15 protein-coding genes and 6 tRNA genes are annotated in these 18,853 nt (G+C 58.4%); 9 read left to right on the forward strand and 12 right to left on the reverse strand.

The genetic code is table 11. The features are described 5' to 3' along the window. Positions 1–44 precede the first annotated feature (44 nt). The gene (locus tag CAG46_RS28800; RefSeq protein ID WP_158090808.1) at positions 45–206 is read left to right on the forward strand and encodes a hypothetical protein; all 162 of its coding nucleotides are present in this window, start codon (positions 45–47) and stop codon (positions 204–206) included. Then, positions 203–454: a hypothetical protein gene (locus CAG46_RS24565; RefSeq protein WP_085618681.1), complete on the forward strand. Its 252-nt coding sequence runs from the start codon at positions 203–205 to the stop codon at positions 452–454. Before CAG46_RS28800 ends, CAG46_RS24565 begins: the two co-directional genes overlap by 4 nt. 235 nt (positions 455–689) lie before the next feature. Here the strand turns inward: CAG46_RS24565 and CAG46_RS24570 are convergent, their stop codons facing one another. The 5 genes from CAG46_RS24570 to CAG46_RS24590 all read right to left on the reverse strand — a co-directional run bounded on the left by CAG46_RS24570 (position 690) and on the right by CAG46_RS24590 (position 8,654). Beyond that, positions 690–917 carry a hypothetical protein gene (locus CAG46_RS24570; RefSeq protein WP_015268870.1) on the reverse strand — a complete coding sequence of 76 codons (228 nt, stop codon included), beginning with the start codon at positions 915–917 and terminating at the stop codon, positions 690–692. Between the two features lie 896 nt (positions 918–1,813). Continuing rightward, positions 1,814–4,498, reverse strand: a complete 2,685-nt coding sequence (gene rdrB, locus CAG46_RS24575) for an antiviral RADAR system adenosine deaminase RdrB (protein WP_085618683.1) — start codon at positions 4,496–4,498, stop codon at positions 1,814–1,816. Further along, positions 4,498–7,128 carry an antiviral RADAR system adenosine triphosphatase RdrA gene (rdrA, locus tag CAG46_RS24580; protein WP_143493507.1) on the reverse strand — a complete coding sequence of 877 codons (2,631 nt, stop codon included), beginning with the start codon at positions 7,126–7,128 and terminating at the stop codon, positions 4,498–4,500. Before rdrA ends, rdrB begins: the two co-directional genes overlap by 1 nt. Positions 7,129–8,096: 968 nt before the next feature. Then, positions 8,097–8,172: transfer RNA gene (locus tag CAG46_RS24585), tRNA-Thr, on the reverse strand. A gap of 71 nt (positions 8,173–8,243) precedes the next feature. Then, entirely contained in the window at positions 8,244–8,654 is a 411-nt protein-coding gene (locus CAG46_RS24590) for a pilin (protein WP_085618687.1), read from the reverse strand. Positions 8,655–8,870: 216 nt separating this feature from the next. Here CAG46_RS24590 and CAG46_RS24595 point away from each other — a divergent pair, with 216 nt between their 5' ends. Genes CAG46_RS24595 through yacG form a run of 4 tightly spaced genes read left to right on the forward strand, consistent with a single transcriptional unit; the run spans position 8,871 to position 11,768 of the window. Next, on the forward strand, positions 8,871–10,079 hold the full coding sequence (locus tag CAG46_RS24595) for a type II secretion system F family protein (protein WP_085618689.1): 1,209 nt from the start codon (positions 8,871–8,873) through the stop codon (positions 10,077–10,079). A 2-nt stretch (positions 10,080–10,081) separates the two neighbouring features. Continuing rightward, positions 10,082–10,948 carry an A24 family peptidase gene (locus tag CAG46_RS24600; protein ID WP_085618691.1) on the forward strand — a complete coding sequence of 289 codons (867 nt, stop codon included), beginning with the start codon at positions 10,082–10,084 and terminating at the stop codon, positions 10,946–10,948. After that, a complete protein-coding gene (coaE, locus tag CAG46_RS24605; protein ID WP_075043664.1) occupies positions 10,948–11,571 on the forward strand; it encodes a dephospho-CoA kinase in 624 nt (207 codons plus the stop codon). Before CAG46_RS24600 ends, coaE begins: the two co-directional genes overlap by 1 nt. Continuing rightward, complete coding sequence (yacG, locus tag CAG46_RS24610) at positions 11,568–11,768, forward strand: DNA gyrase inhibitor YacG (protein ID WP_003260624.1); 201 nt, start codon at positions 11,568–11,570, stop codon at positions 11,766–11,768. Before coaE ends, yacG begins: the two co-directional genes overlap by 4 nt. Before the next feature lie 136 nt (positions 11,769–11,904). Here yacG and CAG46_RS24615 read toward each other — a convergent pair whose 3' ends face one another. Beyond that, the gene (locus CAG46_RS24615) at positions 11,905–12,612 is read right to left on the reverse strand and encodes an energy-coupling factor ABC transporter permease (RefSeq protein WP_085618693.1); all 708 of its coding nucleotides are present in this window, start codon (positions 12,610–12,612) and stop codon (positions 11,905–11,907) included. 133 nt (positions 12,613–12,745) lie between these two features. On the opposite strand from CAG46_RS24615, the gene CAG46_RS24620 reads away from it, so the two are divergent. From CAG46_RS24620 to CAG46_RS24630, 3 genes are all read left to right on the forward strand, one after another. Continuing rightward, entirely contained in the window at positions 12,746–13,375 is a 630-nt protein-coding gene (locus CAG46_RS24620) for a DUF1780 domain-containing protein (protein ID WP_013970766.1), read from the forward strand. 133 nt (positions 13,376–13,508) lie between these two features. Further along, complete coding sequence (locus tag CAG46_RS24625; RefSeq protein WP_013970765.1) at positions 13,509–13,682, forward strand: DUF3094 family protein; 174 nt, start codon at positions 13,509–13,511, stop codon at positions 13,680–13,682. An 84-nt stretch (positions 13,683–13,766) separates the two neighbouring features. After that, entirely contained in the window at positions 13,767–15,062 is a 1,296-nt protein-coding gene (locus CAG46_RS24630) for an NAD(P)/FAD-dependent oxidoreductase (protein WP_025337608.1), read from the forward strand. A gap of 177 nt (positions 15,063–15,239) precedes the next feature. Here the strand turns inward: CAG46_RS24630 and CAG46_RS24635 are convergent. The 6 genes from CAG46_RS24635 to clpB all read right to left on the reverse strand — a co-directional run bounded on the left by CAG46_RS24635 (position 15,240) and on the right by clpB (position 18,645). Next, a tRNA-Lys gene (locus CAG46_RS24635) sits at positions 15,240–15,315 on the reverse strand. Positions 15,316–15,320: 5 nt separating this feature from the next. After that, positions 15,321–15,397: transfer RNA gene (locus CAG46_RS24640), tRNA-Pro, on the reverse strand. A 47-nt stretch (positions 15,398–15,444) separates the two neighbouring features. After that, positions 15,445–15,520: transfer RNA gene (locus CAG46_RS24645), tRNA-Lys, on the reverse strand. 6 nt (positions 15,521–15,526) lie between these two features. After that, positions 15,527–15,603 (reverse strand) — tRNA-Pro (locus CAG46_RS24650). Positions 15,604–15,607: 4 nt separating this feature from the next. Beyond that, positions 15,608–15,683, reverse strand: a tRNA-Asn gene (locus tag CAG46_RS24655). Positions 15,684–16,080: 397 nt separating this feature from the next. Beyond that, the gene (clpB, locus tag CAG46_RS24660; protein WP_025337607.1) at positions 16,081–18,645 is read right to left on the reverse strand and encodes an ATP-dependent chaperone ClpB; all 2,565 of its coding nucleotides are present in this window, start codon (positions 18,643–18,645) and stop codon (positions 16,081–16,083) included. Between the last annotated feature and the right edge of the window lie 208 nt (positions 18,646–18,853).

The raw sequence follows: 18,853 nt of genomic DNA on the forward strand, positions 1-18,853 counted from the left end.
GCTGAACGGATGCGGCTCGATCGGGATCAACCTAACTGAGTCACTTGTCCCAGTTCCGCCAAGAGGGCATTCGCATGGTCAACTACCTGTACTTGATCCACTGCATCCTCGACCGGCCCGGTACCTGCGAGCTGCGCAGTTACCAGGGAGACTTGTACTGCGAAGTGTCATCGCTCGCTGATGTGCAGGCGCAGTTCTCGGCATGAATGCGTTCAGCGAGGAGATAGCCCTGGGACAGCGCCGGCTCGAAGCGATCAATCGCTGGTTTCTGCTCTACGACGACGTCGAGCAAAGACGAAACTGCCCTAGCACTCACCATGAGGAATTGTTGCGCTTGGCCGATGAGATGGACCGCCTTGGATTGGTAGACTGGCGCGAGTGGCGGGACCTGCGGCGGCTGGCCGATCGAGGCTTTCTGAGAGCGATTGCTGGCTCTGACTATCACGGCGTTTAGTGCTGGCCGGCTGTGGTGGATAAGGAAAGAACCGCCACAAGGCGGGTTTCAGGAGGGCGTGCCATTTGCCCCAGCGCCTTCCCACTGCCGCATGCAAAGCCGATGCCCCAGGATTTCACCGCCCCTGTAGGAGCTGGCTTGCCCGCAATGGGCTGCGCAGCAGCCCCATAGCGGCCTTGAGCAGAGGGCCAGCCACAAGGGTAATATCCGGCCCGCCGCTCACCAATGATCCTGCCTAACTAACAGGGTCCTGCCCGTTTCGCTCCATCACCTTCCCACACTGCTCACTGGCCAAACGGCTGATGATCCGGATCGCCTGATGGATACCGGCGGTGTTGCGAAAACTCAGGTGTGGGTTGTGTTCGCACTCCAGCATTTCGTCGTGCTGGACCAGGGCTTCGCCTAGCAGTTCGAGGGTCCAGGCGTAGCTTTGGATGGTGGATAGGCGTTCTTGGTCAGTCATGTCGTGCCTCCTTTGTTGCAGAGACAGAGCGAGATTGACTGGAGGTGAGATCCCTGAGGGCTGTCGAGGAACGACGGTGGAGAACGAATGCGAGGATCTGTAACGGATTTTCGGTGGTCATGCATGAGTTCCTTTCGTGATGGAACTGCCACCGCTCGCGGCCAAGCAAGTTAAGGTGGCAGCAGTACGCGGGTTGGCCGACCGGGACGAAAGGAGCCCGGCACACCCGAAGGTGTCCCGCGCACCACCGCCATGACGCGACATCGCGGGCACAAAAAAAGCGCCTGCGATGAAGACTGGGCGCTGATGCGCCTTTCGATTCCGACCGGCCAAGGTCGCATCACCGATGCTTCGGCGACAAGAGGACTTTATTCCCGAGAGGCTGTTTTCGCAAGTTTCAGAGAGCAGGAAAGGGCTATGCGCTTCGTAGGAATATGGCCATCAGAGGCCTTTAGCAGAGGGCCAGCCGCAAACGATGAGATCTGGCCTACCGTTCATCCATTTGCGAGATGCCGTGGCTAACTGCGACACTGGAAACGGTTGCTCCAGGTTGCATGCACTCCTGATGACCTGAGCCGTGAGCGGTTTCGGGTTTAAAAATCTCGCCAAAACGCCCCGAAAATACTGGGCGAAAGCCAAATGGCACCCACCCATTATCTTGAAACTCGTGCAGCCGGAAGTGAAAAGCACTAATCATTCACTCGGTCGAGATGCTGGGCTTAAGTCAGCTTGCCCAGCCAAACTCAAAATTAGGAATAAGCAAAAGGCACCGTACAAGGCGGGTATTTTGGGAGGGGCCGAATGCAGAACACCTGCATCGTGCCAACAAGATCTGGTGCCGAGCAGGACTCGTACATAGCTAATAGAAGTTTCAGCCACTCCAAAACTATGTCTGGCTAAAACCCAATGCCATCATTCTCCTTTTCGAATACAGCGACATGATTTCTATGGAATTGTTCAACTCCATAGCGCCTTAATTTATCCAACCACTCCTCCGCCACTGTCCTAGCCACCCCTAGCGCGATGGCAGCCTCGCGCAACAGTGAAAACTCAGTTCTCAAGGTAGTAGGCATAATTCCCGGATCATCGGTATTGATCAAGACCCTAATTGCCCCACGCCGCAAACCAAATCTGTTATACCTTCCGCCAGCTTCTAGCACTGACTCATCTGGCGGATTCCAACGAAATATCGGGTGCTCGCCATGGCTCTCAAGTCGAGCTATATATACGTTGGATGTAGGATTGGTCTCGATGATTAGTCCCATCTGGTCATATTGATCCAGCAGGTAATCCTGCAAGGCATGCATGAATTCTAATTCCGGGACAGTATCTACGTCATCAATAACTTCACGCGTCCGGTTGACATGCTCTCCATATAGCGCCTGCCCATCCCACTCATCACCTATTCTTATTATCACCAATGGAAGCTTGCTCGATGACGCCAAATGTTGGTGGCGGTAACGGTAAATACGCGCCGCTGTATCTGACAGCCTGCTTATCATTACGGCATCTGGCACTGCGCTCCGTTCCCGCTCGCTTCTGGGCTCATCATCGTGTAGTTTTTGCCAAAGATGGTGACAGTTACGGCGTAGGCACCAGGCGCGATAAAGCTCCGAAGGAGGCACCGACTCTAGACGAGCCAGTGGCCTCCTTTCGTCTGCCTGGTAATTTCTATCCAGTTCAGGTGGCTCAAGCCAAAGTGTGAAGGGGAAGATACGCGCAATACGACGCTCAATGATAGGCAGCACCTGCTGTGCCAGCGGCAAACGGCCACTAAGAGTCGTGGCGTAGTGCCAAAGCCAAACCAGATTATCCAGATGCTCATCTAGAGGGAGCATCATCTCGCCCTGCCGCTCAACCCACTGTGCAGGTTCAATCCCGAGAGCTAGGGCATGCCCTAGTCGGTCGCCATCGCGCATTTCACAAAAGCGTACCGTTTCGTCGACATGACGCATACCAGATAAGGGATGTGCGTAGTCCTCGCCTGCGTGGATGCTCAGATGAAACCCCCTGCTGGCGTGCTCGCCGTCAGGACGCGACACAAAACCCCGACGCAACCAGCGCAACATAGGCGCAAACCACTCTATACGTAGGTCATTTTCGTCACCAGCCACGTCTAATCCCCGAAACCAGCGTGCGGGCTGGAAACGGAAATTTTGATTTAGACGGCCTCCCAGAAACTCTGGTTGGTTCCAGCCCGCCTGCCGAGACAAACTAGCAAGCAATTCATCAGCTATTTTCCAGTGCTTTTCCGAATCTGCTCTCGGTTCTTTACCGAAAGCCCGCTTTTGCCCTTGAGAGCGAGAGAAATGGCCACAGAACTGCCAGCGCTCCAACGACTGCAGGTACGGCCCAATAGCCCCCTCAATGCTGACCTCATGCTCACCAAAAATATAAGGTGGCGTGGCTCCATGCTGCTTGCTCTGTCTGGTAACTGCAGCGGAAAGCTTGGCTACGGTCTTCGGGGAAAATGTCCCCGGCATCGCTTTCACCTCCGCCACATCCCCCTTTGCCATCAGTAGCCGGCGCACATTTTCATTCAAGTCAGGCTGCACGCCGCGCCTCAAAGGGGCCTGAAAATAGTGTTCAACGAAACGAGTCAAGCCTTGGCCATCCATGATCAGCCGTCGACGCAATTCATTGAGCGTCTGGAGCCAGCACAGAACGGCAACACGCCACTGCGGAGCGAAATCGGCGTCACGATACAAGCTGCAGAGGTATAGCTGCAGCCAGAGCCAGCGGTTGGCACAACCACGAATCATGGCCTGGGCAAATTGGCTGCATACCCATAAGGGAGACCCTACTGGCGCCGAAGTCTGGCTTGCTGCCAGCAGCGTCCAATCTGGCAGCCTCTCTTTGTTCGCCATCGGGTCATTCAGTAGCGTTGAAATCTCCACCGGCCAACGCTCCCGATGTGGGAATTCCAACAAAAGTATCAGTAGCTGTCGCATACGCTTCAGCTGCCTGACCCAATCGGACTGTTTGTTTCTTGCCCAGCTTAAACCTTCAGGTTTCAGCAAACAGTCACCCAGAACAAGACTATCGGCGGCAATCCCTCCCAGGTGGACATGGCCTTCGGCATGCGGCAAAGCTAGGTTGGGTGGAGGTGCAAAGAAAGGTGCCTGCGCCGATACGACGCGGCATATGTCTCTCCCCTGTGTGGGTGAACTCTCTCTCACCCAGCCACTCAGATGCCATGCCACCAGTAGCGTCGGGTCCAGCTCCGCCGCTATTCGCGCATAGGCTTGGACCTCGGTCTCGCGATAGCAAATTAGGTCACCATTGCGGAGCATCAGTTGGCCGAACAAGCCGTCAAGCCAGGGCAACTCTGGCCCGACAAACAGCCTCGCATCACACATTCTGTCCATAAGTCGGCGTACATCGTTCAGGCGATAACGGCCGGGATAGCGCGTGTCCAGCGTGTCCACTAGCAGCTGATAGCAGTCATTTTGCAATCCATGCCATCGGTCTTGTGCTATGCCCTGCTGTGGAGTGACCAACTCAGTCCACAATCGTACCGCGAGCCGCTCGCTTCCATAGAAGCGGCCGGTGGCATGTTCGGTAAGAGAACGGTTCAACATCAGCCTTGATTATCCTGCATGTCTTGGTGCACCTTCTCCAATGACCTCAGCTCATTGGCATTAGGATATTGCTGAGCCATTTCAGCGATGACCTTCCGGCGTTCTTCCTCCGTACTTTCACGCAACACTTTATCTAGAAATTTCTGAGTCAAGCGTTCTGGTGGCTCGACACCCAACTGACGACACAGCCATTCTTTTGCGCTAATTTTCTTGAATTCTTTGGGCCACGAAATTTCTAAAATCTCATCTAGCCAGAGTCTGACTGGATGATCTGCAAGGAAATAACTTGCTGTGCGGGTGCTGGCACCATATTCGCGCTTAGCAATCGAATCGGGAGTATCTTGACCTCGCTGACCTTTGGTTGGAGCAAAGGGCAACACATTCACCTTAAAATGGTCATTTTGTTCAAAGTTGTGCGGTGAATTTAGATTGACGGTAGCAACCACATCCGGCAGGCCAAATAACCGCCCCTTTTCAAAGCTGCCAAAAGCCGACCAAGTGGCGTAAAACACCATACCCACCTTATCCAGTGCAGTACTGATGTCCTTCATGCCGTTTGGCACATTCTTAAATCCGGCGATCTGGCTGAAAACCTTGTTGAACACCTTGTAAACCAGCCACGGCGAGAACCGTACCTGATCCAGTTGATGGCGAGCGCGCCATTCCGCAATTTCTTTTTGTAACTGTTCGAGTTGTGGATTCAATCCCTCCAACACGTCATCCAATCCGCTCTCTATAGGTTCATCATCCTCATCGAAGCCTAAGCTGAGGGTTTTAGTAGGAGCCAAGGCACTAGTGGAATGGAACGGTGCGTCCTGTACAATATTTTGAAGGATCTGCAAGCTAACCGGTCCGACAAGACTAGTAATCAGCAACTCAAAAACACGACCAATATTCAGCATCATGCTGCGCTTGGCATTTGTATAATAGTTATGCTGGGTCAGCAGTGACAGTAAAAACCTGGCTTTACTTTTCACCTCGCCATCTGCCTGGACGCCGGAGATCACTTCCCAATACTTCCAATCCTTTGCCGAATTTATACCGACCTCAGGCACTGGATAAGAAAGCAAAGCTTTGTGAGAGTCTAGCCTGGACAGCCAACTATAAGGCAACTTATCACTCAAGTGTGCTTTCCATTCAGAAAAGTCTATCAGCTTGACAAACTGCTCCAACCCAGTCGCATCATGCTGCAGCGGTTGAAAGAGTGGAGTGTCAAAAATACTACCCCTGCGCTCCTCTTCGCCACTATTCGCCAACCACTGCCAGTACTGATAGGCTTGCAGTACCAAATATACGGCTCCAGCCTGCGGCTCGTATTGGAAATAATCACTCAGGGTACGTTCCCAACTGACAGTCGCCGTTTGATCTAATGCGCCGAGTAGAAGACCTGCCTGTTCACGAGGCTGCTCTGCAAATATTCTGTATGCCGGGCCGAACTCCCTTTTCTTTTCCCTATTCAGTCTTTGGTGCTCGGCATGAAATTCTTTAATCACATCTGGATGGACAGTTGGCATCTGCCAAACACGCATTACCTGCAAAGGGTTCTCTGCCGAGCGGATAGCTTGTGGCAGGACTTGTATAAGGTCTGAGCAGCTATTTACAAGCTGGGTCAAAGCTCGCACCGACGGGATGGGCAGAGTCAGATCGCTGCCTTCGCGGCCATTGACAGGTCCAGTCAGGAAGATGTTCAACCAAGCATGAAAATTGGGCAGAGAAATGATGGCTGGTGAGCCTAAAGAGATTTCCCGATCATTCAGGTACTTACTCACCGGAGGCATAACCAGCCGGCGTGGCAATGGTAGCACCTTGCGCTGGTACTCGTTGGCAAGTTCAATGGCAATACTGTATGCCTGTTCAATGTTATGGCTTGAGTCTTCGGTTAAACGACCGTGGAAATCACGCCAGGTCACTTCACGGTACAGTCCGCGATCGCCACTGACTATTGGCAACACATAAGGAGTGGTCAGGTAGCGACGAACTATCTCTAAATTTTCAAAGGCACGATTGAGTGATGTATCAACATCATCAATCGGCAGTACCAACAGCTTTTTCCCCAGTAAATTTAGTACCGCCCTGAAAAAATCCTGAACCCGATCGGCCAAATGCTTGTTCCCAAAAAGCGCGCGCAACTTATCCATTCCGCGCTCTTCTTTTTGCACATCTATACATTCCAGTGCATGAGCAAGCTTGTCCAACGTTTGATTCAACTGCTTGTAACCTTCAGGATTAACGCTTTGAGACCTCTTTACGTCATCATCCGAAATTACCGCCGCCACTATTATATGTAGAAAAAGCGACTCATGCTCTTCCAGCAAAGTCGGATCAACTGGATCAAGGATATGGATATCCTTTAAGACACTCTCATGTGCACTTTTAAGATACTTACGCAAATTTACCAACACTGAGGTCTTGCCAGTGCCACGCTCGCCATCAATAGATACCGCGTTATGGCTACGAACCTCATTAACCCTCGCACTGTCCCTTTGATCACTGGCTGTATGCAGGGCCTTAGTGATGAAACCTGCTAGGCCCTGGTATACAGCCAACGGAAGCAGAGTTTCATCATCTAGATTGGCGGTTTCGGGGGCGTTGAGCGGAATGTATCGAGCTATTTGTGTAGGTGTGGACATTTCTTGTCTTATGTCTGCCAGGAGGTTAACAGAGCCGCTAGTAGCCCAGGGCCACTGCAGATAGCACGAACACTATCACAGCTGGGTTTTATAAGTGATGTATTCTCTGTTGGCGCATTTTAAAGGCAGGAGAAAGCGCGCAACACTACGCAACCCGCAGTCGCGGAGGTAGTCGATAGCTCTCCTCAGAGGGCCTCCTCGACGGAATCATCGAAGGCCATGACTAGCGAAATGCTAGCGGTGCCGGGGGAAAGTTGCCGGCTCGAAGTCCTGATTGTTCTAATGTCCCGCTCGGGATAGACATTGGTGCGATAACCTCCCCCGATGTCCCACACCGTACCCCGCCTTCACCCAGGCACTTGCACCCGATGCCTACCTGTCGGAGAGCAGGAGCGGCACGCCGCAAGGTGTCCCCCAACCCCTTAGCGGAGCGCGCCCATAAATCGCAGCCCGGCGGGGGGCTGCTCTAGGATAAGCAAAGTATCCTTTGCCGGAGCGGTCATTCCATGCGGACGCGCCTCAACTAAATCCACCACAGCAGCGGTTATCGCGCTTGCATCAATGGTGCGAGCCAAGCTTACCTGCCAACTGGCGTTGAGTTCACACAAAATTTCAGTGCGGGATAGTTGCCGAAGTTGGCCAGTCCCTCCCTACCGTCCGGTCGCTTTAGTTTCCATCCGTCGGATCTTTCTGCCGTTCTTTTTGACCTGCAGGAACAGGTCCTGGCCATCTCACAGGATGTTGTCCTTGTCCTGCGGCTTGATGGCACCGCATTTGAGGTCTGACAGGGGCGTATCGGTGCGTGCCATAGGTATACGTTTTCTCGACGAACCGGCATACCCTGACGTATACCTCAAGTCGGCAGATGCCTAGAGACAGAGCGAGAGAGATAGAAACAAGAAAGCACGCACTAGGCGGGCTTTTGAGGGGGTTCATGCAACGGCTTTGCACTGCATGAATCAATTGACTGGTGCCGGAGACAGGAATCGAACCTGCGACCTTCGCGTTACGAGTGCGCTGCTCTACCGACTGAGCTACACCGGCGTGTAGCGCAACGTACCACTGCTCGCACCCGTTACGCAAACCCCTGTTTCCGCTAGTTTATTGCCGCACCTTCAAGGCGCCTTGCACCCCTTCGGCGCCAGGTCTTCCTCGATGTTGGTCGTACACGCCCACCCAGTAGCCGAACGCGTCAGGGTCAGTGCCTTGCCGAGCACAGTAGCCGGCGCATCCACCAGCGTGCAAACGATGCTCCCGGTGCCATCCGCCGCCTTGCCGCTAGCCGTGATCGCACAGTGCGACGTCGCTGGCTGGCCACCCAGCGCGGCCACATCCGCCACATCCTTCCCGTCATTCAACCGCAGGTCCATCGCCGTCTTCAGCGCGCTGATCTCCAGCAACCCGGCCGCGGCCTTGGAGCGTGACTGGTGGTTGGTGTACATCGGTAAGGCGATGGTCGCCAGAATGCCGATGATCGCGACGACGATCATCAGTTCGATCAGGGTGATACCGCGTTGCCCTTTCATGAACGTTTTCCTTTTTGATACGCGTACTCGTTGAGGTCAGGCTCGACCCCGGCTGGCAGCGGCGCAGTAGGCCTGAACAGACACCTTTTGTCACCCCTGCCCGCTCGGGCGTCGTCTTCGCTGAACTACTCTAGTGAGCATCTCGGACGCACGCCCTTGCATGGGCGCGGCAAGCTGTTTCCAGGCTTGTCGCACGGGCAGAAAAAGGACCTTTGCATGACCCAATCCACACTCCTCTACACCTGGCACGGCACCGACGCCAACGGCGCGCCGGTCAGCGGGCAAACGTCCGGGCGCAGCCCGGCTTATGTGCGTGCCGGGCTTATTCGCCAGGGCATCAAGGTCGCCAGTTTGCGGCCTGCCGGTGGGCTGACGTTCAGTTTGCCGAAACGGCGGGCAAAGGCCGACCCGGCGGGGTTCAGCCGGCAGTTGGCGACCCTGCTCAAGGCTGGGGTGCCGCTGCTGCAGGCGTTCGAGGTGATGGGGCGCAGTGGCTGTGATGCGGCGCAGGCGGCATTGCTGGATAGATTGAAACAGGATGTGGCCTCGGGCCTGGGGCTGGCAGATGCGTTGCAGCGCCACCCGGGCTGGTTCGATGCGCTGTACTGCAACCTGGTGCGGGTGGGGGAGCAGTCCGGCACGCTCGACCGGCAGCTGGAACAGCTGGCAGGCATGCTGGAGCAGCGTCGGGTGCTGCACAAGAAGGTGCGCAAGGCGATGATCTACCCGTTGCTGCTGTTGCTGACTGGGCTGGGGGTGTCGGCGATCCTGTTGCTGGAGGTGATTCCGAAATTCGAGAGTATGTTCTCGGGCATGGGCGTGGCGTTGCCGGCATTTACCCAATGGGTGATCGACTTGTCCACAGGGCTGAGCCGCTTTGCGCCGCTGTTGCTGGTGATGGGCGTGGTACTGGGTTTTGCCATGCGCCAGCTCTACCGGCAGCACGCGCCAGCGCGCCTGTGGATATCTCGCCGGGTGCTGGGTTTGCCGGTGTTCGGCACGCTGCTGGGGCAGGCGGCGCTGGCGCGGTTTGCGCGCAGCCTGGCAACGTCCTACTCCGCCGGGGTGCCGTTGCTGGATGCGCTGGGCACGGTGGCCAGGGTCAGTGGCGGCGACCTGCATGAACAGGCGGTGTTGCGGCTGCGCCAGGGCATGGCCAATGGGCAGGGGCTGCACCAGGCGATGGCCGCTGAGCCGCTGTTTCCGCCGCTGCTGGTGCAACTGACGGCTATCGGGGAATCCAGTGGCACGCTGGACCAGATGCTGGAAAAAGCCGCCAGCCATTACGAGGAACAGGTCAGCCAGGCGCTGGACCAGTTGACCAGCCTGCTGGAGCCGGCCATCGTGCTGGTCCTGGGCCTGCTGGTGGGCGGCCTGGTGGTGGCGATGTACCTGCCGATCTTCCAGTTGGGTAGCTTGATCTGAACATGACTTCATGGACTTTGCTGGCTGAGCAGCCGGCGTACTTTCTCACCCTGACCACGGTGCTCGGCCTGCTGGTGGGCAGTTTTCTCAATGTGCTGGTGTACCGCCTGCCGATCATGCTGGAGCGGCAATGGCAGCGTGAGGCGCAGGAAATGCTGGAATTGCCGATCACGCCGCACGAGCGTTTCGACCTGTGGCTACCCGCCTCGCGCTGCCCGCATTGCGCGCATCGAATTCGCGCGTGGGAGAACATTCCGGTCATCAGCTACCTGGCCTTGCGCGGGCGTTGTTCCGCCTGCAAAACCCGCATCAGCCCGCGCTACCCATTGGTGGAGTTAGCCAGCGCGCTGCTGTCGCTGGTGGTGGCCTGGCGCTTTGGTGCTTCGCCCGAGGCCCTGCTGGCGCTGCCGCTGACCTGGTGCCTGCTGGCCCTGAGCCTGATCGATGCCGAGCACCAGTTGCTGCCGGATGCGCTGGTGCTGCCGATGCTGTGGCTGGGGCTGATCGTCAACGCCTTCGGCCTCTATGTCCCGCTGACCAGCGCGCTGTGGGGCGCGGTGGCCGGGTACCTCAGCCTTTGGACGGTGTATTGGCTGTTCAAGCTGGTCACTGGCAAGGAAGGCATGGGCTATGGCGACTTCAAGCTGATGGCGCTGATCGGGGCCTGGGGTGGCTGGCAGGTGTTGCCATTGACCTTGCTGTTGTCGTCGGTGGTCGGGGCGCTGGCTGGGCTGTGCCTGCTGCGTCTGCGCCGGCATGCCATGAGTACGGCGATCCCGTTCGGCCCCTATCTGGCTATTGCGGGGTGGATTGCCGTGCTCTGGGGTGATGAAATATACGCTTCATACACACAACTGCTTGGATTCTGATGACCACTGCGGCCTTTACCCCCTGGATTCTCGGCCTGACCGGCGGCATTGGTAGCGGCAAGAGCGCCGCTGCCGAGCGTTTCGTCGAGCTTGGCGTGCACCTGGTCGATGCCGACCAGGCGGCGCGTTGGGTTGTCGAGCCTGGCCGCCCGGCCTTGGCCAGCATCGTCGAGCGCTTCGGCGCCGGCGTGCTGCAGGCGGACGGCCAACTCGATCGTGCAGCCCTGCGCCAGCTGATCTTCGCCGACCCGGCGCAGCGCAAATGGCTGGAGCAATTGCTGCACCCGCTGATCGGGCAGGAGATTTTCAGCTACCTGGCCAAGGCGGAGTCGCCGTATGCGGTGTATGTGTCGCCGCTGCTGATCGAGTCGGGCCAGTACCAGAAGACCCAGCGGGTGCTGGTGATCGATGCGCCGCAGGAGCTGCAGGTGGCGCGTACCCTGGCGCGTGACAACACCAGCGCCGAGCAGGTGCAGGCCATTCTCAAGGCCCAGCTGGCCCGCGAGGAGCGCCTGCGCCATGCCGATGATGTGGTGGTCAATGACGGCGACCTGGCCGCGCTGCATCAGCAGATTGACCGCCTGCACCACTTTTACCTGACTTTACGAGGAGGCCAGCCATGAGCCAGCCATTGACCGTCGATTGCCCGACCTGTGGCGCACCTGTGGAATGGAACGAGAAAAGTCCGTTCCGGCCATTCTGTTCGGACCGTTGCAAGCTGATCGACCTGGGCGCCTGGGCGGCGGAGGAGCACAAGATTCCGGGGGCGGAAGAGTCCGAGGATGAGCTGTACTCGGGGGACCTGGAGCCGCGGCATTGATCCGATAGCCAAGTTGTCCTTCAGGGCCCTTTCGCGGGTGAACCCGCTCCCACAAGGACCTCACTGTTCTTAAGGCTGTTGCAATACCTGTGGGAGCGGGTTCACCCGCGAAAGGGCCAGTACAGCCACCAGAGAATCAACGATCATCCTCCTTCCACGGCGCCTGCAGATACCGCGTGCGGTTGAAGGTTTCCAGCCACTCCGGGCAAAACACCACCAGCGCACTGATCACCGTGCCGTTGATGAACGCTTCGGGGAACATCATCAGCCACAAGTAGCCGACAAAATCGCTGAGCCACTCCGGCATGGCGAAGCGCCCGTCCAGCCACAACAGCCCCAACGCAGCCGACAGGCAGGCCAGCACGGTCAGTGCCGCCGGGAAGAACCCCGAACAGAAGATATACACAAACAGGTTCCGCGGCTGGGCACGCTCGACCCCTATCGCGCACGCCTCGGCTATCAGCACCGGCAGGCCAACCAGCAACAAGCCATTCACCCCCAGCGCCGCCAGGTCCTGGCGCCCCAGCGCCAGCAAGCCGAGCTGGGCCATGAACCCGCCCAGCACCGCCAGTGGCCAGTCCAGCAACAGCGTGACCGCCGTCATGCCAATAAAGTGGTACGACACCCCGGTATCGAAATCGCGCCGCACCAACCACAAGGCAAACAGGCAGAACACCGTGCCAAACAGCAAATGCTGGCGGCGCCGGTCAGTGAACAGCTCAACCCAGCGCACCTGGCTGACCGCCCAGATCAGCAACGGCACATATCCCAGCCAGCCAAGCGTAAGGGTGGTGCCGGACAACACCTGCGCGCTGATCACCTGACGAATGCCCCTTGCAGCCATGTGGATAAAGCCGAGTCTACACCCATTCTCGGTTTCATCTGGCAGGGGTAGCGCAACCGTGCGCCGGTACCGGGCTGATTCCTGCGCACAAACAGCATCTTATCGTCATCGATTAGCGGCTAAGCTTGTCTGCATGGATGACTCAGACTACCTGCGCCTGCTTACCATCCAGGCGGAACAAGCCAATGCCTTTCTCTCCAACGCCCGCAAGTGGGAGCGGGAGCGTTGGGTGTGCCAACGCCTGTTGCAGGGGCTGAACATCCCCTACCGCAGCGAGGACTTCACCCCGGCCGGGCAAGAACCGCCAGACGTACTGTTCCGCGACGCGGCGTTCGAGGTGTTTTTCGTGCTCGACGAGGGCCGCCGGCTCAACGATGAATGGCGCGAAGAACTGCAGCGCCGGCGCAGTGCATTCTCCCTGGCGCAGCTGGTACGCCGCGAAGCGCGCCCGCGGCGCATCAGTGCCACCGAGCTGCTGGGGCGGCTGGCGCCGACCTTGCGCAAGAAGGCGCACAACTACCGGGAACGCGGGCTGGAGCTGAACGAGCTGGACATCATTGCCTTCGCCAGCCTCAAGCGCGAAGTGCTCGACCTCAACACTCACTTCCCGCCGCCCACCGAATACCTGCGCCAAGGCTGGCGCTCGCTGTCGCTGGTCGGCCCGACCTTTGCCCGGGTGCTGTTCGCCCACCCCGACGCGCCGGACTTCCTGCGCGGCAACCTGGGCCGCAGCATTGTGTTCGACGTGGGCATCAGTCTTTGATCCAGTGCAGCGAATGTTTGCGATGGCGTACACTCGGCGCCAGATATAGAAAGCATTATCATTTGTTTCAAGCGCTTGCGTGAACGCTGTAGCGTTTACGCAGTCACAAACGTCTACCTGACGAGGCCCTACCATGACCAGCCGCCTGAATCCGGAAGATCAGCGTCGTGTCGATGAGTATCTGCGAGCCCCCCAGCACCAAGTCGAGCGCAGGCCCTTCCGGCCGTGGCTGCTCCTTGTGCTGGTGGTGGCCGTGACCATCGGGTTGGGTCTCATCAGCCGCCTGCTCAGTGGACTGGTGCTATGAGCTGCTTCGCGCTCGCCCTCCCCTCGTGCAGTTTGCGGCCGGCCCCCGGGGCCACGAATTCCGTAAACCTTATGAGATATCCCCATGACTCATCGCATCGTGATTGTCGGCGGCGGCGCCGGCGGCCTGGAACTGGCGACCCGCCTGGGTAAAAGCCTGGGCAAGCGCAAGCAGGCCGAGATCACCCTGGTCGACGCCAACCTCACGCACATCTGGAAGCCCCTGCTGCACGAAGTGGCCGCCGGCTCGCTGAACTCCTCGGAAGACGAACTGAACTACGTGGCCCAGGCCAAGTGGAACCACTTCAACTTCCAGCTGGGGCGCATGAGCGGCCTGGACCGTGAAGGCAAACAGATTCAACTGGCCGCCACCCTCGACGAAGAGGGCCGCGAGCTGCTGCCTGCGCGCACCCTGGGCTACGACACCCTGGTCATTGCCGTGGGTTCCAACACCAACGACTTCGGCACCCTGGGCGCGGCGCAGCACTGCCTGTTCCTCGACACCCGCAAGCAGGCCGAGCGTTTCCACCAGCAGTTGCTCAACCACTACCTGCGTGCCCATGCCGGTGATGTGGCGAGCGAGAAAATCAGCGTGGCCATCGTCGGCGCCGGTGCCACCGGTGTGGAACTGGCCGCCGAGCTGCATCACGCTGCCCACGAACTGGCGGCCTATGGCCTGGACCGCATCCAGCCCAAGGACATGCACATCACCATTATCGAGGCGGGCCCGCGCGTGTTGCCGGCACTGCCAGAGCGTATCAGCGTGCCGGTGCACAAGACCCTGGAAAAGCTCGGGGTGAAGGTGATGACCAACGCTGCCGTCAGTGAAGTGACCGAGGATGGCCTGAAAACCAAGGACGGTGAAGTGATCCAGGCCAGCCTGAAGGTGTGGGCGGCCGGTATCCGTGCGCCGGGTTTCCTCAAGGACATCGATGGCCTGGAAACCAACCGTATCAACCAGCTGGTGGTGCGCCCTACCCTGCAGACCACGCGCGACGACAATATCTTTGCCTTCGGTGACTGCGCCGCCTGCCCGCAACCGGGTAGCGACCGCAACGTGCCGCCACGTGCCCAGGCGGCGCATCAGCAGGCTTCGATGCTGGCGCAGAGTTTGAAGGCGCGGCTGGAGAACAAGGCGCTGCCGACCTATGAGTACAAGGACTACGGTTCGCTGGTGTCGCTGTCGCGCTTCTCGGCGGTGGGCAACCTGATGGGTAACCTGATGGGCAGCGTGAAGCTGGAGGGCTGGTTGGCGCGGATGTTCTACGTGTCGCTGTACCGGATGCACCAGATGGCGTTGTACGGGTTCTTCCGTACGGCGTTGATGATGCTGGGTAGCAAGATTGGCCGGGGTACCGAGCCGCGCCTGAAACTGCACTGACAGACACCAGCATGCCCTGTGGGAGCGGGTTTACCCGCGAATGCGATGGTGAACCTGCTGCCGCATTCGCGGGTGAACCCGCTCCCACACAGGGCTGTGTAGGCCCAAGAGCGCATTCTTGTTGGATAAATTCAACGCAAAAAAAAGGGCATCTCATGCGAGATGCCCTTTTTTTCATGGTGGGTCGTGTAGGATTCGAACCTACGACCAATTGGTTAAAAGCCAACTGCTCTACCAACTGAGCTAACGACCCGGAAATGGTCGGGGTGAGGGGATTCGAACTCCTGACATCCTGCTCCCAAAGCAGGCGCGCTACCGGACTGCGCTACACCCCGTGATACTTAAAGAAAAAGGGCATCTCGCTTGAGATGCCCTTTTTACATGGTGGGTCGTGTAGGATTCGAACCTACGACCAATTGGTTAAAAGCCAACTGCTCTACCAACTGAGCTAACGACCCGGAAAATGGTCGGGGTGAGGGGATTCGAACTCCTGACATCCTGCTCCCAAAGCAGGCGCGCTACCGGACTGCGCTACACCCCGAGATTGGCTCCGCGACCTGGACTCGAACCAGGGACCCAATGATTAACAGTCATTTGCTCTACCGACTGAGCTATCGCGGAACTGAACTTCGGTACATCTTTACAACTTCGAAGCTTGTGTTAGCTTCGGTCTCTTTGGCTACCCGCTTTCGCGTTGCAGCTGCTGAGGCCGGCTATTCTACATTCTTCGTTTTGCTTGTCAACCACTTTTTTTCATTCAACTTACTGATTTGTAAGTTGTTTTGCGGTCACCGATGTTGCTGGTGATTCGCTTAGTGCCTGACAACGCGGCGTATATTAGGGGCACTCGTTTTTAGATGCAAGCAAAAATTTCAAAAATTTCAGCTAGTTATCCGGGAAGCCGGAAAGGCCCGGATTTGCTGGGGCTGTACCGGCCTCTTCGCGGGTTAACCCGCTCCCACAGGTACTGCACAGGCAAAAAAAAGCCCCGCAGATGCGGGGCTCATGGTGAAACAGATCAACCGAAGACGATTTCGTCGCCCTCCACCTTGGCGGTAATCGCCGTCCCCGGCATGAACTTGCCTGCCAGGATCAACTGCGCCAACGGGTTTTCGATCCAGCGCTGGATGGCCCGCTTCAGCGGCCGTGCGCCATACACCGGGTCGTAACCCACGGCAATCAGCTTGTCCAACGCCTCCGGGCTCAAGCTCAGCGATAGTTCGCGCTCCAGCAGGCGGCTGCGCAGGCGGCCCAGCTGGATTTCGGTAATGCCGGCAATCTGCTCGCGGCCCAATGGCTCGAACACCACCACTTCGTCGATACGGTTGATGAACTCCGGACGGAAGTGCGAACCCACCGCATCCATCACCGCCGCACGCTGTGCCTCGCGGTCACCCACCAGTTCCTGGATCTGCGCCGAGCCCAGGTTGGAGGTCATCACGATCACGGTGTTGCGGAAGTCCACGGTGCGCCCGTGGCTGTCGGTCAGGCGGCCGTCTTCCAGCACCTGCAGCAGCACGTTGAACACATCCGGGTGGGCCTTCTCCACCTCGTCCAGCAGCACCACCGAGTATGGCTTGCGCCGTACCGCCTCGGTCAGGTAACCGCCCTCTTCATACCCTACATAGCCTGGTGGGGCACCGATCAGGCGAGCCACGGAATGCTTCTCCATGAACTCGGACATGTCGATGCGCACCATCGCCTCTTCGGTGTCGAACAGGAACTCGGCCAGCGCCTTGCACAGCTCGGTCTTGCCCACCCCGGTCGGGCCAAGGAACAGGAACGAGCCACTCGGCCGGTTCGGGTCGGACAGCCCGGCACGCGAACGGCGCACTGCGTTGGCCACCGCGGTTACCGCCTCGCCCTGGCCGATCACGCGCTGGTGCAGCAGCTCTTCCATCTTCAGCAGCTTTTCACGCTCGCCTTCGAGCATCTTGGCCACCGGGATACCGGTCCACTTCGACACCACTTCGGCAATTTCTTCCTCGGTGACCTTGTTGCGCAGCAACTGGTTTTCGGTCTTGCCGTGCTGGTCGACCATCTGCAGGCTGCGCTCCAGGTCCGGGATCACCCCGTACTGCAGCTCGGCCATGCGGCTCAGGTCGCCTTTGCGACGGGCGGTTTCCAGCTCCTGGCGTGCCTGCTCGATCTTTTGCTGGATCTGCGCCGAGCCCTGCACCTCGGCCTTCTCGGAGGCCCAGATTTCTTCCAGGTCGGCGTACTCACGCTCCAACCGGTCGATTTCCTCGGTCAGTTTCTCCAGGCGTTTTTTCGCCGCTTCGTCTTCTTCCTTCTTCAGCGCCTGCGATTCCACCTTCAGCTGGATCAGGCGACGGTCGAGGCGGTCGAGCACTTCCGGCTTGGAGTCGATCTCCATGCGGATGCGGCTGGCCGCTTCGTCGATCAGGTCGATCGCCTTGTCCGGCAGCTGGCGGTCGGTGATGTAACGATGGCTGAGCTTGGCCGCAGCAATGATGGCGCCGTCGGTGATGGCCACCTTGTGGTGCACTTCATAGCGCTCCTTCAGGCCACGCAGGATGGCGATGGTGTCTTCCTCGCTCGGCTCCTCGACCAGCACCTTCTGGAAGCGGCGCTCCAGGGCCGCGTCCTTCTCGATGAACTGGCGGTACTCGTTCAGCGTGGTGGCGCCAACGCAGTGCAATTCGCCACGGGCCAGGGCTGGCTTGAGCATGTTGCCGGCATCCATGGCGCCCTCGCCTTTGCCGGCGCCGACCATGGTGTGCAGCTCGTCGATGAACAGGATGATCTGGCCTTCCTGCTTGGACAGCTCGTTCAGCAGGCCTTTGAGGCGCTCTTCGAACTCGCCGCGGTACTTGGCACCGGCAATCAGCGCGCCCATGTCCAGCGCCAGCAGGCGCTTGCCCTTGAGGCCGTCGGGCACTTCACCATTGATGATGCGCTGGGCCAGGCCTTCGGCGATGGCGGTCTTGCCTACGCCAGGCTCACCGATCAGCACCGGGTTGTTCTTGGTACGGCGTTGCAGTACCTGTACGGTACGGCGGATTTCGTCGTCACGGCCGATCACCGGGTCCAGCTTGCCTTCTTCGGCACGCTTGGTCAGGTCGACGGTGTACTTGTCCAGCGCCTGGCGCGATTCCTCGGCGTTGGCGTCGTTGACGGCCGCGCCGCCGCGCAGGTTGTTGATGGCATTTTCCAGGGCCTTCTTGGTCACGCCCTGGCTCAACAACAGCTTGCCGAGCTTGCTGTTCTCGTCCATGGCGGCCAGCAGCACCAGCTCGCTGGAAATGAACTGGTCGCCCTTCTGCTGGGCCAGGCGGTCGGCCTGGTTGAGCAGGCGCGCCAGGTCCTGCGACATGTTCACGTCGCCGGTGGGGTTCTGGATTTTCGGCAGCTGGTCGAGTTCTTTCACCAGCGCCTGACGCAGGCTGTTGATGTCGAAGCCTACCTGCATCAGCAGCGGCTTGATCGAACCGCCCTGCTGCTCGAGCAGTGCCTGCAACAGGTGCACGGGCTCGATGGCAGGGTGGTCCATGCCAACGGCCAGGGATTGGGCATCGGATATTGCAAGCTGCAGCTTGCTGGTCAAACGGTCTATTCGCATGGGGTACCTTCCTTTAAAGGGCAGGTCGGAGCGATGGACAGCGCCTGTTTATGAAGAAACCTGCCTGAGATGACCTTATAGATAAGGCTGATTCTGGAAGATTCAAGCGTAGCGGGGTTGACCGGGGTCAACCTGTTGGATTAGTGCTGGGCCATTCGCGGGCATGCCCGCTCCCACAGGGAATCCGCAACCTTTCAAACCTGTGGTG

The organism is Pseudomonas sp. B23(2017) (genome assembly GCF_002113725.1).
Taxonomy (GTDB): Bacteria; Pseudomonadota; Gammaproteobacteria; order Pseudomonadales; family Pseudomonadaceae; genus Aquipseudomonas; species Aquipseudomonas putida_Z.